The 16636-nt window shown below is 71.0% G+C and carries 13 protein-coding genes; 8 read left to right on the plus strand and 5 right to left on the minus strand.

Annotated features, from left to right (window positions below; genetic code table 11):
* Positions 1–106: 106 nt before the first annotated feature.
* From STRBO_RS0116390 to STRBO_RS0116405, 4 genes are all read right to left on the minus strand, one after another.
* Positions 107–2299: a xanthine dehydrogenase family protein molybdopterin-binding subunit gene (locus STRBO_RS0116390; RefSeq protein WP_020114467.1), complete on the minus strand. Its 2193-nt coding sequence runs from the start codon at positions 2297–2299 to the stop codon at positions 107–109.
* Positions 2296–3276 carry an FAD binding domain-containing protein gene (locus tag STRBO_RS0116395; protein ID WP_005485514.1) on the minus strand — a complete coding sequence of 327 codons (981 nt, stop codon included), beginning with the start codon at positions 3274–3276 and terminating at the stop codon, positions 2296–2298. Before STRBO_RS0116395 ends, STRBO_RS0116390 begins: the two co-directional genes overlap by 4 nt.
* Before the next feature lie 10 nt (positions 3277–3286).
* The gene (locus STRBO_RS0116400) at positions 3287–3925 is read right to left on the minus strand and encodes a (2Fe-2S)-binding protein (RefSeq protein ID WP_005485515.1); all 639 of its coding nucleotides are present in this window, start codon (positions 3923–3925) and stop codon (positions 3287–3289) included.
* A gap of 648 nt (positions 3926–4573) precedes the next feature.
* A complete protein-coding gene (locus tag STRBO_RS0116405) occupies positions 4574–6727 on the minus strand; it encodes an MMPL family transporter (RefSeq protein WP_005485517.1) in 2154 nt (717 codons plus the stop codon).
* 137 nt (positions 6728–6864) lie between these two features.
* Here STRBO_RS0116405 and rpe point away from each other — a divergent pair, with 137 nt between their 5' ends.
* The 5 genes from rpe (at position 6865) to STRBO_RS0116430 (ending at position 12758) form a co-directional block, all read left to right on the plus strand.
* Positions 6865–7551, plus strand: a complete 687-nt coding sequence (gene rpe, locus STRBO_RS0116410) for a ribulose-phosphate 3-epimerase (RefSeq protein WP_005485520.1) — start codon at positions 6865–6867, stop codon at positions 7549–7551.
* Positions 7552–7687: 136 nt separating this feature from the next.
* On the plus strand, positions 7688–8731 hold the full coding sequence (locus tag STRBO_RS0116415; protein WP_005485521.1) for a sugar-binding transcriptional regulator: 1044 nt from the start codon (positions 7688–7690) through the stop codon (positions 8729–8731).
* Positions 8732–9082: 351 nt separating this feature from the next.
* Positions 9083–10525 carry a GuaB1 family IMP dehydrogenase-related protein gene (locus STRBO_RS0116420; RefSeq protein ID WP_005485522.1) on the plus strand — a complete coding sequence of 481 codons (1443 nt, stop codon included), beginning with the start codon at positions 9083–9085 and terminating at the stop codon, positions 10523–10525.
* Positions 10526–10774: 249 nt separating this feature from the next.
* Positions 10775–12295, plus strand: a complete 1521-nt coding sequence (locus STRBO_RS0116425; protein WP_005485523.1) for an amino acid permease — start codon at positions 10775–10777, stop codon at positions 12293–12295.
* A 10-nt stretch (positions 12296–12305) separates the two neighbouring features.
* Positions 12306–12758 carry an Lrp/AsnC family transcriptional regulator gene (locus tag STRBO_RS0116430; RefSeq protein WP_005485524.1) on the plus strand — a complete coding sequence of 151 codons (453 nt, stop codon included), beginning with the start codon at positions 12306–12308 and terminating at the stop codon, positions 12756–12758.
* 13 nt (positions 12759–12771) lie between these two features.
* Here STRBO_RS0116430 and STRBO_RS0116435 read toward each other — a convergent pair whose 3' ends face one another.
* The gene (locus tag STRBO_RS0116435) at positions 12772–13515 is read right to left on the minus strand and encodes a GntR family transcriptional regulator (protein WP_005485525.1); all 744 of its coding nucleotides are present in this window, start codon (positions 13513–13515) and stop codon (positions 12772–12774) included.
* A 229-nt stretch (positions 13516–13744) separates the two neighbouring features.
* Between STRBO_RS0116435 and STRBO_RS0116440 the strand changes: the two genes are divergently transcribed.
* Genes STRBO_RS0116440 through STRBO_RS0116450 form a run of 3 tightly spaced genes read left to right on the plus strand, consistent with a single transcriptional unit; the run spans position 13745 to position 16634 of the window.
* The gene (locus tag STRBO_RS0116440; RefSeq protein WP_005485526.1) at positions 13745–14899 is read left to right on the plus strand and encodes an ABC transporter substrate-binding protein; all 1155 of its coding nucleotides are present in this window, start codon (positions 13745–13747) and stop codon (positions 14897–14899) included.
* Positions 14896–15798 (plus strand): ABC transporter permease, encoded by a 903-nt coding sequence (locus STRBO_RS0116445; RefSeq protein ID WP_005485527.1) that lies wholly within the window; start codon positions 14896–14898, stop codon positions 15796–15798. Before STRBO_RS0116440 ends, STRBO_RS0116445 begins: the two co-directional genes overlap by 4 nt.
* Positions 15786–16634, plus strand: coding sequence for an ABC transporter permease (locus STRBO_RS0116450; RefSeq protein WP_005485529.1), 849 nt, complete (start codon positions 15786–15788; stop codon positions 16632–16634). The genes STRBO_RS0116445 and STRBO_RS0116450 overlap by 13 nt, the downstream gene beginning before the upstream one ends.
* Positions 16635–16636 lie beyond the last annotated feature (2 nt).

The raw sequence follows: 16636 nt of genomic DNA on the forward strand, positions 1-16636 counted from the left end.
GGGCCGCCACCGCGCCACGGGGGCGCATGCGCGGCGGCGGCCCGGGGAAGGTCCGGCGGCCGTACGGGGAGTTCGGCTGCCGGACCCGTCCAGGGAGGCGGTGGTGTCAGAGCAACGCCTCGGCTGTGATGGGCAGTTGGCGGATCCGGCGGCCGGTGGCGTTGTAAACCGCGTTGCCGATCGCCGCCGCCACACCGACCTGGACGACCTCGCCGAGTCCCTTGACGCCCAGCAGGTTGCCGGCGTTGTCCTCGCCGTCGAGGTAGATCGCCTTCAGGTCGGGGACGTCGGCGTTGACGGGGACGAGGTAGTCGGCGAGGTTGGCGTTGACGGTCCGGCCGTCGCGGTGGTCGGTGACCGTGTGCTCCAACAGTGCCTGGCCGATGCCGCCTACCATGCCGCCGAGTGCCTGGCTGTCGGCGAGCTTGGGGCTGATGATCCGGCCCGCGTCGTACACGCCGAGCATCTTGCGCACTCGCACCAGCCCCAGGTCCGCGTCGACCGAGACCTCGGCGAAGGTCGCGCTGTAGGCGAAGTAGGCGGACCGGTCGCTGCCCGGCCCGTCGTAGGAGCCGTTCGCCTCCAGGTGGGAGCGGTCGTGGCGGGCCAGCAGGCTCTTGTACGTCTCCCCGCGCGCCGTGTTGTTCCGGTCGTGCAGCCGGCCGCCCCGTACGACGACGTCGTCCGCGCTCACCCCGTACAGCGGCGACTCCCGGTCCTCCACGGCCAGCTCGATCGCCTGCCGGCGCACCTTGTTGCAGGCGTCGACCACGGCCGAGCCGACACTGGCCATGGTCGACGAACCGCCGTGCGGCGAGGTGAACGGATACTCCGAGTCCCCCAGCCGGAACGTGACCGTGCGCATCGTCAGCCCCAGGGCGTCGGCCGCGACCTGGGTCTGGGAGGTGTACGTACCCGGCCCCATGTCGGTGGTGGCCGCCTCCACGACCGCCGTGCCGTCGGCATCCAGCCGCGCCCTGGCCTGTCCCGGATACCGCCCGCAGTCGTAGGCCCCGGCGGCCATGCCCAGGCCGATCAGCAGGTTCCCCTCCCGGGTGGAGCGCGGCTCGGGGTTGCGGCGGTCCCAGCCGAACTCGCGGGCGCCGACCGTATAGCACTCGCTCAGCCGGCGGGTGGAGAACGGCTCGTCGGTCGACTCGTCCTCGGCCGGTTCGTTGCGCCGGCGCAACTCGATCGGATCGATGCCGAGCTCGGTGGCGAGCTCGTCCATGGCCGACTCGATCACGAACGACGCGGGGGCGAAGCCGGGCCCGCGCATCCAGATCGGCGTGTTCACGTCCAGCGGCACCTGCCGGTACGCCTGGCGGACGTTGGGCATGCTGTACATCATCCGGCCCGCGCCCAGGACGGCCTCGGAGAACGTCTCGAACGACGAGGTCTCGTGGTCGATGTCGTGGATGGCGGCGTTCAGCCGGCCGCGCCGGTCGCTGCCGAGGCGCAGCCGGTACTGGTAGGCCGGCCGGAATCCGGTGCCGAAGTACATCTGCTTGCGCGACAGCACCAGTTTCACCGGGCGCCGGGTCACGCGGGCGGCCAGCGCGGCGACGATCGTGTGCGGCCAGCAGCGCAGCCCGCTGCCGAAGCCACCGCCGACGAACGGGTTGATGACCCGCACCGCGTCCGCCGGGAGGTCGAAGACCGCCGCGATCTCGTCGTGCGTGCCCATCACCCACTGGGTCTTGTCCCAGACCGTGAGCTTGTTGCCGTCCCAACGGGCGACGGTGGCGTGCGGCTCCATCGGGTTGTGGTGGTTGCGCGCCAGTTCGTACTTCAGGTCCAGCCGTACGGCCGAGGAGCGCAGCCCCGCTTCCGCGTCCCCGCGCGCATAGGGCGTCGGCTCGCCGGGTTCGGCCTTGGTGATGTCGGTCGACGGCTTTTCTGCGTCGTAGCGGACCTTGACCAGGCTCGCCCCGTGCCGCGCGGCTTCCAGGGTGGTGGCCACGACGACGGCGACCGGCTGGCCGTGGAAGAGGACCCGGTCGTCCTGGAAGACCCGAAGCCTGCGCCCGGCCGGGTTGTTGGAGCCGGCGTTGTCGCGGTACGGGAGCTTCGGCGCGTTGCCGTGGTGGATCACCCGCAGCACACCGGCGTGTTTACCGGCGGCGCGCGTGTCGATGGATCCGATCCGGCCGCGGCCGATGCTCGCGTCGACGATGACAGCGTGCACGACTCCGTCGATGTCGTGCTCGGCGGCGTACTCCGCCTTGCCGGTGACCTTCAGCCGACCGTCCACCCGGGACAGCGGCGCACCTACGGCTGCCTGCGGCTGGGGGCTCATTCCATCTCTCCTACGGTGCGCAGCTGGCGTTCGACGGTTCGCTTCAGGAGCTCGACCTTGAACCGGTTGTGCTGGAGGGGGCGAGCGCCGTCAACCGCGTGAGAGGCCGCCGCGGCCCACAGACGGTCCGAGGGGCGCTCACCGATCAGAGCCCGCTCGACGGCGGACAGCTTCCACGGCACGGTGGCCACACCGCCGGCGGCGACCTTCGCCTCGCGGATCACACCGCCGCGCACATGCAGCGCGACGGCGGCCGAAGCGAGCCCGAACGAGTAGGACTGCCGGTCGCGGATCTTCAGGTAGGCAGACTTCAGCGGACGAGGGTACGCCCGGATCTCGACCGCTGTGATCAACTCGCCTCGCCGGATGTTCTGTTCGCGCTGTGGGGTGGCGCCGGGGCGGAGCAGGAAGTCGGCGAAGGGGAGGCCGCGCTCCTTGCCGTCCGGAGCCTGCAGGTGGACCGTCGCCTCCAGGGCGGTGAGAGCGACGGCGAAGTCGGAGGCGTGCACGGCCACGCAGTGATCGGACCCGCCGAGGATCGCGTGGCCACGGTTGTAGCCGCCCAGGGCGGCGCAGCCGGAGCCCGGCTCACGCTTGTTGCAGTCAGCGGTCACGTCACGGAAGTACGTGCATCGGGTGCGCTGCATGATGTTGCCGCCGATGGTCGCCATGTTCCGCAGCTGAGCCGAGGCGCCCCGCAGCGCCTGGGCGGCCACCGGGTACAGGGAGTTCAGCTTGGGGTCGGCGGTGGCCACGGCCATCGGGACCAGGGCACCGATACGGATGCCGCCGCCCGCGGTGGCGGTGATCTCGCTCAAGGGCAGGTCGCTGATATCGACGAGCGTGTCGGGGATCTCGACGGTCTCCCGCATCAGGTCGACCAGTGTGGTACCGCCGGCGATGTAGCGGCCGCCGCGTCCCCCGGCGTCCAGGGCCTTCCGGACGCTGTCGACACGGGTGTAGGAGAAGGGGTGCATGGGCCGCTCCTTACTTGCGGGCGGCGGTCTGCTCGACCGCGCGCACGATCTTGACGTAACAGCCACAGCGGCAGACGTTGCCGCTCATGTACTCCCGGATCTCCTCCGGCGAGCTGGTGTGGCCCTCCTGGATGCAGCCGACGCCGGACATGATCTGCCCCGGCGTGCAGTAGCCGCACTGGAAGGCGTCCTCGTCGACGAACGCCTGCTGCAGCGGGTGCAGCGTGTCGCCATCGGCCAGGCCTTCGATCGTGGTGACCTCGGCACCCTCCAGGCGCACGGCCAGCGTGAGGCAGGAGTTGACCCGCTGCCCGTCGACCAGAACGGTGCACGCCCCGCAGGCCCCGGCGTCGCAGCCCTTCTTGGAGCCGGTCAGGTCGAGGTGTTCCCGCAGCAGATCAAGGAGCGAGGTCCGGTTGTCGACCGTCACGGTCCGCCGGGTGCCGTTGACCGTCAGGGACACCCGGCTGGAGGGAGCCGCCCCTTCGGCGGCCGCTTCCTCGGCACCGGCCAGGAACGCTCCGCCGGCCACCACGACACCGCCCACCGCGACACCGGTGGCGATGACGGTGCGCCGGCTGGGCCCGGAGACGGGCCCACTGGCTCCGGCGGGCGGAGAATCAGCAGAATCAGGAAGTTCAGAGGACATGCGTTCGCCTTTGCATCACGGACGGATCAGTCGTGCACACAGGTGGAATGCCAGGTGAGAGATCGACGCCACCGTGGGAACAGGGGGACCGCTCGCCTCGACGGGGCGGGAGTGATCACGCAGAAAGTCTTGCATCACGGGCGTCACTCATGGCAGGGAGAGTTTTCTCCCCCCATGCTTTTCCTCGGTCTTCCTTTGGATTTGTCGCCTGTAGGTAAGCGCTGCGTGAAAGAGAGAGGGCCGTCGAAGGTGAGGAAAGCTGCCGTCCCTCGAATTCACCGCGAAGGGAACAACGGCAGGTCGGCGAGAAACAGCGGCAGGTCGGCGAGAACGCCTGTTTGTGACGTATCAAGGCCGAGATCCGGTGGTCGAGCGGTGTGGGCGGCGCGGATCGCAGGCTTGATCTCTCACCGGGAGCCAACGCGCGTTGCGTTCGACCAGCACGGCCTGCCCCAGATTCGGCGGCGAACCCAGCGCGAGCACGGCGGACGTGGTGGCACGCAGAGACCGCATGCCTTCACGTGACAGCGGAAACGTCCCTACTCAAGACCTTCGCCGCGGCATCGCACCCGCCCCCGTCATTCCGAATGAGGAACCGCACGTCAGCGCGCCCGTCGGTACCCCTCAGCCGCGTCCATCGCTCACCCGTCAGCTGCCCGGCGGCCCCGCCGTGCTGCCCGTCGGTTCCTTCGGCGGGGGTGTCGCGGCGCCGTCCTCGTGGGCCAGCCGGTGGGGCCACCACACCTTGGGTCCCACGTCCAGGAACAGGGCTGTGACCAGTACGGACCGCACGATGAAGGTGTCCAGGAGGACACCTAGGGCCACCGCGAAGCCGATCTCGGCGAAGGCGACCATGGGGAGGGTGCCGAGGGCGGCGAAGGTGCCGGCGAGCACCAGGCCGGCCGAGGTGATCACCGCGCCGGTCGCCGCCAGGCCCGTCACGACCCCCTCGCGGGTGCCCTGGTGGGCGGCCTCCTCGCGGATCCGGGTGGTCAGGAAGATGTTGTAGTCGATGCCCAGGGCGACCAGGAACACGAAGACGAACAAGGGGAAGTCGGTCGACTCACCCGCGTAGTCGAACAGGTATCTGAACGCGAGCGCGCTGATGCCCAGCGCGGCGGCGAAGGACAGGATCACCGTCCCGATCAGCAGCAGGGGTGCGACCAGGGCGCGGAGCAGGCCACAGAGGATCAGCAGGACCACGAGCAGCACCAGCGGGATGATCAGGATGTTGTCGTGGGTCGTCGCCTCGTCCATGTCCAGCAGGGCCGCCGTACCGCCGCCGACCTGGGCGTCGGCGTCCGGCACCTCGTGGACGGCGTCGCGGACCCTTTCCACGGTCTGCTTCGCGGCCTCGCTGTCGGCGGGGTCGGACATGGTGGCCTCGAAGAGGACCTGGCCCTCGTGGGCGGGTTTCGTGCCGGGGGGCAGGCCGAGGGACTCGGCCACGACGCCCTCGGTGTCGGCGACCGCGCGGCCCACCTCCCGGGCCTGCGCCTGGTTGCTGACGATCACGAGCGGGTCGCCGCTGCCCGCCGGGAAGTAGCGTGCCGAGACCTCCTGGCCGACGATCGAGTCCGGTTTCCCGGTGAAGGCGTCCGCGTTGCCGATGCCCTCCGCGCGCAGTTGGATCAGACCCAGCGAGCACAGGGCCAGGGCGGCCGCCGTGGCGACCCACACCACGCGGGGGCGCCGGGAGAAGCGGCGGCCCATACGGGCCCACACCCCGCGCTCGGCCGGGTCGGCGCTGCCGAGATGCGGGATCACCGGCCAGAAGATCCAGCGGCCGAAGATCACCAGCAGGGCCGGGAACAGCGTCATCATCGCGAGCAGGGCGACCGCGACGCCGATGGCCGCCACCGGGCCCAGCCCGCTCGTCGAGTTCATCTCGGCGGCCAGCAGCACCAGCATGCTCAGGACGACCGTCGCGCCGGAGGCGAGTACCGCCGGGCCCGCCCGGTGCAGGGCGAGGGCCATCGCCTCGTGGCGGTCCTCGTGACGGCGCAGCTCCTCCCGGTAGCGGGCCACGAGCAGCAGGGCGTAGTCGGTGCCCGCGCCGAAGACGAGGACGGTGAGGATGCCGGCGCTCTGGCCGTTCACGGTCAGGCCGGTGTGTTCCGCCAGCAGGTAGATCAGGGCCTGGGCCGTGAACAGGGCGGCGATGACCCCGATCAGGGGGACCAGGATGAGGGTCGGACTGCGGTAGGTGAGCAGCAGCATCACGATGACGACGGCCATCGCGGACATCAGCAGGGTGGAGTCGATGCCCTCGAACGCCTCGGAGAAGTCGGCGGACGTACCGCCCGGACCCGTGATGTGCACGGCGAGCCCGTCACCGCCCTCGCCCACGCCGTCCCGGATCGAGTCGACCGCGGGCGCGATCCGCTCCCAGCCCTTCTCGTCCATCGTGATCGGTACGAAGACCTGGGCCGCCCGCGGGTCGGCGGCACGGTCGTAGACGGGCCCCCGGGTCTGTTCGCCGATGATCCCGTGGGCGGTGAGCTGCTTGAGGTCCCGCACGTCCGCCTCGATCGCCGCCCGGTCCTCGGCGGTCAGGCCGCTCTCCCGGGCGTAGACGACGACCGCCGGGATCTGTTCGGGCCGGAAGCCCTCGGAGATCTCCAGGACCTGCGTCGACTCGGCCGAGCCCGGCAGCCACGAGGCCGCGTCGTTGTCCTGCGCGTCGGTGAGCTTCGTGGCGAACGGCGCCACCACGAACAGCACCACCAGCCACAGCCCCAGCACGACCCACTTGGCTCGCCGCCCACACACGAGATGCCCGATGCCCCGGCCGCCTGTCATGACCACCTCCGCAAGCGCGCCCCCAGAGGGGCGCGGGGAACCGCGCGAGCAACCACGGACGACTCGCAGCCGAAATACCACCGTCCCCACCCGGTACCGATGCCCGCAACCCCTTGAGGGCATGGCAGGCTTGGCCCATGGCCGCGCAGATCAACCCCAGCATCCTGTCCGCCGACTTCGCCCGTCTCGCCGACGAGGCGAAGGCGGTCGAAGGCGCCGACTGGCTCCATGTGGACGTGATGGACAACCATTTCGTGCCGAACCTCACGCTCGGTGTGCCGGTCGTAGAGTCCCTGGCCCGTGCGACGGAGACGCCGCTGGACTGTCATCTGATGATCGAGGCCCCCGATCGGTGGGCGCCCCAGTACGTGGAAGCGGGTGCGGGTTCTGTCACCTTCCACGCCGAGGCGGCCGCCGCACCGGTGCGGCTCGCCCGCGAGATCCGGGCCAAGGGAGCCAGGGCCTCCATGGCGCTCAGGCCCGCGACGCCGATCGAGCCGTTCGAGGACCTGCTGCCCGAACTCGACATGGTGCTGATCATGACGGTCGAACCGGGCTTCGGAGGCCAGGCCTTTCTCGACATCATGCTCCCCAAGATTCGCCGGACCCGCGAGTTGATCAGCAAGCACGGGCTCGACCTGTGGCTCCAGGTCGACGGCGGTGTCTCCGCGTCCACCATCGAGCGCTGCGCCGAGGCGGGCGCCGACGTCTTCGTCGCCGGTTCCGCGGTGTACGGGGCGGACGACCCGGCCGAGGCGGTGCGCGCGCTGCGGGCGCAGGCGGAGGCCACGACGGCGACCGCGGGCTGGGCCTGCGGCCACTGAATCACCGAGCACGGCCGTGCGAACGTCGAGGCGGGTATGGCATGTCGTGCGTATAGAGGGCCAAGGGAACGTGAACGACATTCCTTCGGGCTGATCGAAAACGTCGGATCTGCAAGGATGAACGGCGTATCCATGTGTGAAGAGCAGTGAGGAGATGACCGTGTCGGGTATGTCGGCGGGCCGGTCAGCCATGCGGATGGGACCCGCTGAGCTGGTTCAGGCGGCGGCCATGGCACGCCGTTTCTACCTAGAGGGGAAGTCCAAGATCCAGATCGCCGAGGAGTTCGGCGTGAGCCGCTTCAAGGTGGCCCGGGTCCTGGAGACCGCCCTCGAACGGGATCTCGTACGCATCGAGATCCGCGTCCCCGCGGAGCTGGACGCGGAGCGCTCCGACGCGCTGCGCGCCCGCTACGGCCTGCGGCACGCCGTGGTCGTCGAGTCCCCGGCGGAGGCCGAGGAGACGACCGACCCGGAGAACCTCGGCGAGGTCGCCGCGGACCTGCTCGGCGAGCTGGTGGACGAGGGCGCCATCCTCGGCCTCGCCTGGGGCCGCTCCACCATCCACATGGCGGCCGCCCTCGACCGGCTGCCGCCCTGCACGGTGGTGCAGCTGACGGGGGTCTACGACGCCGGGACGGCCGAGCGCGGCTCGGTCGAGGCGGTCCGGCGGGCCGCGCAGGTGTCGGGCGGCGACGCCCACCCCATCTACGCGCCGATGCTGCTGCCGGACGCGGCGACCGCCAGCGCGCTGCGCCACCAGACCGGCATCGCGCGGGCCTTCGAGTACTTCGACAAGGTCACCGTCGCCTGTGTCTCCATCGGCTCGTGGGAGGCGGGCATCTCCACGGTGCACGACATGCTCAGCGACGAGGAGCGCGGCCACTACGCCTCCCTCGGTGTCGCCGCCGAGATGTCCGCGCATCTCTTCGACGCGGAGGGCCGCCGCGTCGGGCGCGACCTGGGCGAGCGGTGCATCACGGTCAAGGCCGACCAGCTCCGCCGAATCCCCGAGGTCGTCGCGATCGCGGGCGGGCAGCGCAAGGCGGCCGCGATCGACGCGGTGCTGCGGTCGGGGCTGGTGACCAGCCTCGTCACCGACACCTCGGCGGCGGACTACCTGTTGACGGCCGGGCAGACACCCAGGCCGGCACTCAACCGGGCGGACCCCGACGGGGCCTGACGGGACGCCCCGCGGATGCCCGTGGGGTGGTGTGCGCCGCCGGGCTCCGGTGGACGCGCGGCCGGAGGTACGCGGCGGTCGATGGCGTGTCTCCGGGGTGCGACGCGGCCCGGCGGGCCCGTGCCGGGATCGAATCCGAGAGATGCCGCCGCGCCGCCGGCACCGCGGCGGCATCCGTGACGATCCGGCGATCGCGTGCGCTCTCGGAGGATCCTCCCAGGCCGCCCACCGTCCCTCTGGACGATCCGTCGGGGCCGTTCGCACCCGCCGACATGGGACAATGAGGTACGTGCTCTTCCCCCTGACGGTCCTGTCAGGGGGTCACCTCTGATCGACCGGGATGTGCGGCACGTGCGTTTCCTCAATGACATCCAGCCCCCGTACGACCTGACGTACGACGACGTCTTCATGGTCCCGAGCCGCAGTGCCGTCGGATCACGGCAGGGAGTGGACCTGGCCTCCCCGGACGGCACGGGCACCACCATCCCGCTCGTCGTCGCCAACATGACCGCCATCGCCGGCCGCCGCATGGCCGAGACGGTGGCCCGCCGCGGTGGCCTGGTGGTCGTCCCGCAGGACATCCCCAACGAGGTCGTCACCGACGTCATCTCCTGGGTCAAGAGCCGCCACCTCGTCCTCGACACCCCCATCGTGCTGAACCCGCACCAGACGGTCGCCGACGCGCTGGCCCTGCTGCCGAAGCGGGCGCACAACGCGGGCGTCGTCGTCGACGAGGCGCTGCGGCCCGTCGGTGTCGTCACCGACGCGGACCTGACCGGCGTCGACCGCTTCACCCAGCTCGAAGTCGTCATGTCCCGGGACCTGTTGCTCCTCGACGCCGACATCGACCCGCGTGAGGCCTTCAACCGGCTCGACGCCGCCAACCGCCGCTACGCGCCCGCCGTCGACCGGGACGGCCGTCTCGCCGGCATCCTCACCCGCAAGGGCGCGCTCCGCGCCACGCTGTACACCCCGGCCGTCGACGCGCACGGCAAGCTGCGCGTCGCCGCCGCCGTCGGGGTCAACGGCGACTTCGTGGGCAAGGCCAAGCAGCTGCTCGACGCGGGCGTCGACACGCTCGTCATCGACACCGCGCACGGCCACCAGGAGTCGATGATCAGCGCGATCAAGCTGGTGCGCGACCTCGACCCCGGGGTGCCGATCGTGGCCGGCAACATCGTCGCCGCAGAGGGGGTGCGCGACCTGATCGAGGCGGGCGCGGACATCGTCAAGGTCGGTGTCGGACCCGGCGCGATGTGCACCACTCGCATGATGACGGGGGTCGGGCGGCCGCAGTTCTCCGCCGTCCTGGAGTGCGCGGCCGAGGCGAAGAAGTACGGCAAGCACGTGTGGGCCGACGGCGGGGTGCGCCACCCCCGCGATGTCGCCATGGCGCTGGCGGCCGGCGCGTCGAACGTGATGATCGGGTCGTGGTTCGCGGGCACGTACGAGTCGCCGGGCGATCTGCAGCAGGACGCGAGCGGGCGGCTCTACAAGGAGTCCTTCGGGATGGCGTCCGCGCGGGCCGTGCGCAACCGCACCAGCGAGGAGTCGGCGTACGACCGGGCGCGCAAGGCGCTGTTCGAGGAGGGCATCTCGACGTCGCGGATGTTCCTGGACCCGGCGCGGCCGGGGGTCGAGGACCTGATCGACTCGGTGATCGCGGGGGTGCGGTCCTCGTGCACGTACGCGGGGGCCGGATCCCTGGAGGAGTTCGCGGAGCGGGCCGTGGTGGGCATCCAGAGCGCGGCCGGTTACGCGGAGGGCAAGCCGCTGCACGCCAGCTGGAGCTAGAACCCGGGGCGCCTGATCCGGAAGGCGCGCAGGAGCCGGAACCGGCCGTGCAACGAAGCTTCGCGCACCGGCCGGTAACGCAACGATCTTGCGTCGGCGCGCAAGGTTGCCGCATTACGCTCGTGAAGGTCTGGCTCATAGGGTCAAGCGCTGTACGTGGCGTGGCGGGGACTCCTGCTCGGTGGCCCCCTGCTGTTCGGTGCCGGCGGTCCTCACCCGCCCTGACCGGCAGCGACGAAGGAGCCACGCGTGCTCGACCAAGGCGCACCCCCGCAGCATGAGAATCAGCCGGCCCCGCCGTCCGGTGGCGTCGGGGCACGGCTGATGCGCCGCAAGCCCGTGGAACGCCTGGTCGCGGAGGGCGGACAGGGTGAGGGCGGGTCGCTGCGGCGGTCGCTCGGACTGTGGCAGCTGACGATGATCAGCATCGGTGCCACGCTCGGCACCGGCATCTTCGTCGTCCTCGGTGAGGCCGTCCCCAAGGCCGGGCCCGCCGTCACCCTCTCCTTCGTGATAGCCGGGCTCACCGCGCTGTTCTCCGCCCTGTCGTACGCGGAGCTGGCCGGCACGATCCCGGTCTCCGGATCCTCCTACTCGTACACGTACGCAACGATGGGCGAGCTGGTGGCCTGGGTCTGCGGCTGGTGTCTGGTGCTGGAGTACGGGGTGTCGGTGGCGGCCGTCGCGGTCGGCTGGGGCGAGTACCTCAACGAGCTGCTGGACGGGACGGTCGGCGTGACCATCCCGGACGCGCTGTCCGCGCCGCCCGGGGACGGGGGTGTCTTCAACCTGCCCGCGCTGATCGTCGTCCTGCTCGCGATGGCGTTCCTGCTGGGCGGGGCCCGGGAGTCCGCCCGCGCCAACACGATCATGGTCGTGGTGAAGATCGCCGCCCTGCTGCTGTTCTGCCTCATCGGCGTGCAGGGCTTCCGGTCCGGCAACTACGAGAACTTCATGCCGCTCGGCATGGCGGGCGTCAGCGCGGCCGGGGCGACGCTGTTCTTCTCGTACATCGGGTTCGACGCGGCCTCGACCGCCGGTGAGGAGGCGAAGAACGCCCAGCGGGACCTGCCGCGCGCGATCATGCTGTCGCTGCTCATCGTCACCGCGCTGTACGTGCTGGTCGCCGCCGTCGCGATCGGCGCGCGGCCCTGGAAGGGGTTCGGCGAGTCGGAGGCCGCGCTCGCCGGGATCATGAAGGACGTCACCGGGGACGTGTTCTGGGGGACACTCCTGGCGGCCGGGGCCGTCATCGCCATCGCGAGCGTGGTGCTGACCGTGCTGTACGGGCAGACCCGGATCCTGTTCGCCATGTCCCGGGACGGGCTCGTGCCCAAGGTGTTCTCCCGTGTGCACCCGAGGACCGGGACGCCGCGCGTCAACACCGTGATCGTGTCGCTGTTCTGCGGTGTGCTCGCCGCCGCCATTCCGCTGGGGCAGCTCGCGGATGCCACGAGCATCGGTACGTTGTTCGCGTTCGCGCTGGTCAACGTGGCCGTCGTGGTGCTGCGGCGAACCCGTCCGGACATGCCCCGGACGTTCCGGGTGCCGCTGTCGCCGGTGCTGCCCGCGCTGGGACTGGCGTTCTGCGTCTGGATGATGGGCAGTCTCGACACCGTCACCTGGGTCGTCTTCGGCGTCTGGATGGCCGCCGGGCTCGTGTTCTACTTCAGTTACGGCTACCGCCGCTCGCGTCTCGCGGCGGCCCCGGCCCCTTCGACTCCGCCGTCCCCATCGGCCCCCTCGTCCCCGTCGACTCCAGAGAAGTGATCCACCCGCAGTGCTGAACCCTCTCGACGAACGCATCGTGCACGCCCTCGCCGAGGACGCCCGCCGTTCCTACTCCGACATCGGCCAGCTCGTCGGGCTGTCCGCGCCCGCGGTCAAACGGCGGGTGGACCGGCTCCGGGCGACCGGGGCGATCACCGGCTTCACGGTACGGGTCGACCCCGCCGCGCTCGGCTGGGAGACCGAGGGGTTCGTCGAGATCTACTGCCGTCGGAACACCTCGCCGGAGACGATCCAGCGGGGCCTGGAGCGGTATCAGGAGGTCGTCGCCGCGTCGACCGTCACCGGTGAGGCCGATGCCGTGGTGCAGGTCTTCGCCTCCGACATGCGGCACTTCGAGCGGGTGCTGGAACGGATCGCCGGGGAGCCGTTCGTCGAGCGGACCAAGTCCGTGCTCGTGCTGTCGCCCCTGCTGCGGCGGTTCTCCTCCGGGTCGCCCGCCTGAGAGGCCGGGCCCCTCACGGGCCCGCGGTCTTCCGCGCCAGCGCGTTGTTCCCTATCGAGTTGTGCACGCTGAAGCTCACCGCGTCCGGGCGGTAGCGGTCGTCCGACCACTCCACCGGCCGGCCCTCCCGGGTGGTGGTGACGCGCCGGACCCGCAGGAGCGGGCTCGTCCGGCGCACGGCCAGGAACTCGGCGTCCTGGGCGCCGGCGGCCACGGCGTCGATGACGTGCTCGCCGTAGGCGAAGACCAGACCCGTGTCGTCGAGCAGGCGCTGGGTGACCGAGGGGCAGTCGGCCTCGATCGGCTCGACGGCGGGGGAGATCCAGTCGGCGTAGACCGTGCGCTCCAGCAGCACGGGCCGGCCGTCGAGCCCGCGCAGGCGCAGGACGTGCAGGAGGCGTGCGCCCGGGGCGACCTGGAGGCGGACGCGGTCCTCGGCGTTGGCGGTCCGGTACTCCTGGAGAACCACCCGGCCCGTCGCCTCGCGGCCCATCGCGCGCGCCCACTGGGCGAAGCTGCGCAGCTCCGCGAAGCTCTGGCTGCGGCGACCGGCCAGGACCACCCGCCGGGCGCCCTGGCGCGAGCCGATGAGACCCTCGGCGGTCAGGGTCGCCACCGCCTGCCGGACGGTGCCGCGCGAGACGCCGTAGCGGGCCGCGAGTTCGGTCTCCGGCGGCAGCAGACTCCCCACCGTGTAGTCCTCACGGTCGATCGCCCGCCGCAGCTCCTCGGCGATCTCCTCGTGTCGCGCCGCCATGCGCCCCCTCCGCTCGTCCGGCCGCTTTCTGTGCACAGCGCGCCCAGCCTAGCGAGCCTGGGGAGAAACCGGCGAACCCCGCGCACGGCCGGTGATTGTCTGGGAAAACGTGCACGAGTATTTCGCCGGAGTTTACCTGCGTGATATGAAGCGCGGACGTAATGAGGCCAACTTGTTCAGACAAGTGCTCCACCCAGATCGTCCCGCTGCGCGTACCCCTGGAGAGCTCGTGACCCTCTTCCTGACAAGATCCGCCGTGATCGGCGGCGGCCTCGCCGTCGCCGCCGCACTCACCCTCAGCGCCTGCGGCGCGGCCCCCGAGGCCGAGACCACCGGCGACGGCGTCAACGCGGCCACCGCGACCTCGGCCAAGGACTTCGGCGGCATGGACGCGCTGGTCGCGGCGGCCAAGAAGGAGGGCAAGCTCAACGCGATAGCCCTGCCCCGCGACTGGGCCAACTACGGCGCCCTGATCGACGGGTTCCAGAAGAAGTACGGGATCAAGATCGAGGTCGAGAACCCGGACGGAGCCAGCCAGGACGAGATCAACGCCGTCACCTCGCGCAAGGGCCAGGACCGGGCGCCCGACGTGCTCGACCTGGGCAGCTCCTTCGCGCTGAGCGCCGCCCAGCAGGGGCTGCTCGCGCCGTACAAGGTGGCCTCCTTCGCCGACATCCCCGAGGGCCAGAAGGACCCGAAGGCCCAGTGGTACAACGACTACGGCGGCTACATCTCCATCGGCTGCGACGCCAAGCGCGTGAAGGCGTGCCCGCAGACCTTCGCCGACCTGCTGAAGCCGCAGTACAAGGGACAGGTCGCCCTCAACGGCAACCCCACCAAGTCCGGCTCCGCCTTCGGCGGAGTCTGGGCGGCCTCGCTGGCGAGCGGCGGATCGTTCGACGACATCCAGCCCGGCCTCGACTTCTTCGCCAAGCTGAAGAAGAACGGCAACTACACGCCCGTCGAGTCGACGCCGGCCACCGTCGAGAAGGGCGAGACGCCCATCAGCATCGACTGGGACTACCTGAACGCCGGGTACGCCGACGAGTTCAAGTCCAAGGGCGTCGACTGGAAGGTGGTCGTTCCCGAGGACGGCAAGTTCTCCCAGTACTACTCCCAGGCCATCAACAAGGACGCGCCCCACCCGGCCGCCGCCCGCCTCTGGCAGGAGTACCTCTACAGCGCCGAGGGCCAGAACCTGTGGCTCGCCGGATACGCCCGCCCGGCCCTGATGCCCGCCATGGAGAAGGCCGGCACGCTGGACGCGGCGGCCGCGGCCAAGCTGCCGAAGGTGTCCGGCACGCCCGAGTTCCCGACCGAGGACCAGCAGACCAAGGCCAAGGACGCGCTCGGACAGGGCTGGGCCAAGGCGGTCTCCGGGTGACCGCCGTCGTCACCGAGGCCGACACGCCACTGGTGGCCGCCGCTTCCGTGAAGCGGCGGCCCCGCCCCGGCGGCTGGCTCGCCGTGCTGCCGCTGCTGGTCTTCGTCGCGGTCGCCTTCGGACTGCCCGCGCTCGCCATGCTGAACGGCGCGTTCACCGTCAAGGACCAGGCGACCGGCGCCACCTCGTACACCACGGCGAACATGACGGCCTCCGTGCAGGGGGCCTACCTCACGGCCATGCTCGGCAGCGTGAAGCTGTCCGCCGTCTCGGCCGGACTCGCGGCCCTCCTCGGACTGCCGCTCGCCCAGGCCGTGGTGACCTCCCGCTTCCCGGCGCTGCGCGAGGCCGTGCTCACCGCCTCCGGGGTGCTCGCCAACTTCGGCGGTGTCCCGCTCGCCTTCGCCTTCGTCGCCACCCTCGGCAACGCCGGTGTCCTGACCAGACGGCTGGGCCTGACGGACAAGGGCTGGGACCTCTACAGCTTCTGGGGCCTGGTCATCGTCTACCTGTACTTCCTGATCCCGCTGATGGTCCTCACCATCACCCCCGCCCTCGACGGACTGCGCGTCCAGTGGCGGGAGGCCGCGCAGAACAACGGCGCCACCGGCCCGCAGTACTGGATCCACGTCGCCCTGCCCGTGCTCGCGCCCTCGCTGCTCGGCGGACTCGTGCTGCTGTTCGGCAGCGCCTTCGCCGCGTACGCCACCGCCGCGGCCATGGTGGGCAGCTCGATCCCGCTGGTCACCCTGCAGATCGCCGACGCCATCTCCGGCAACGTCCTGGTCGGCCAGGAGAACGTGGCGCTCGCCCTCAGCCTCGACATGGTCCTGATCGCCGGGCTGGTCATGGCCGTGTACCTGCCCCTGCAACGACGGAGTGCGCGATGGCTGGCCTGAACCCCGGGCGCCCGGCCGCGCGGCGCCCCGCCCTGTGGCGCCCGCTCGTCCTCGCCCTCGCCGGGCTGTACTTCCTCGTCCCGCTGGCCGCCTCCGTGGTCTTCACGGTCGACGTACCGGGCGAGGGGATCACCTTCGACGCCTACGGCCAGATCCTCGGCACCGACGGCTTCGTCTCCAGCCTGCTGCTCTCGCTGGAGCTGGCCGCCGCGACCATCGCCGTCGTCCTGCTGCTGATGGTGCCCGCCATGGTCGCGCTGCGGCTCGGCGCGCCGAGGCTGCGGCCCGTGGTGGAGGTGGTGTGCTCGCTGCCGCTGGTGGTGCCGCCGATCGCGTTCGTCGCCGGGCTCGGCACCGTGCTCAAGTGGGGACCCGAACACCTCTCCAGGACCCCGCTGTTCCAGACCTTCGTGGCGATCCAGAACCCCGACTTCCCCGTGGTGCTGGTCCTCGCCTACGTCGTGATGGCGCTGCCCTTCGTGTACCGGGCGCTGGACGCGGGCCTGCGCGCCATGGACGTACCCACCCTCGTCGAGGCCGCGCGCAGCTGCGGGGCGAGCTGGCCGCAGGCACTGGTGCGGGCCGTGCTGCCCAATCTGCGCGGGGCCCTGCTCAACTCCGCGTTCCTCACCCTGGCGCTCGTGCTCGGCGAGTTCACCGTCGCCCAGCTGCTGGGCTTCCGGCCGTTCGCCGTGTGGATCGTCAACGTCAGCGGCTCGCAGGCCCAGCTCTCGGTCGCCGTCTCGGTGCTCAGCCTGCTCGTCACCTGGGCCATGCTCCTCGCGCTCGCCTCCTTCGGCGGACGCACCCCAACCGCTTCCGCCTCCCGGGGATGAAC

This window comes from Streptomyces bottropensis ATCC 25435, from assembly GCF_000383595.1.
GTDB lineage: Bacteria > Actinomycetota > Actinomycetes > Streptomycetales > Streptomycetaceae > Streptomyces > Streptomyces bottropensis.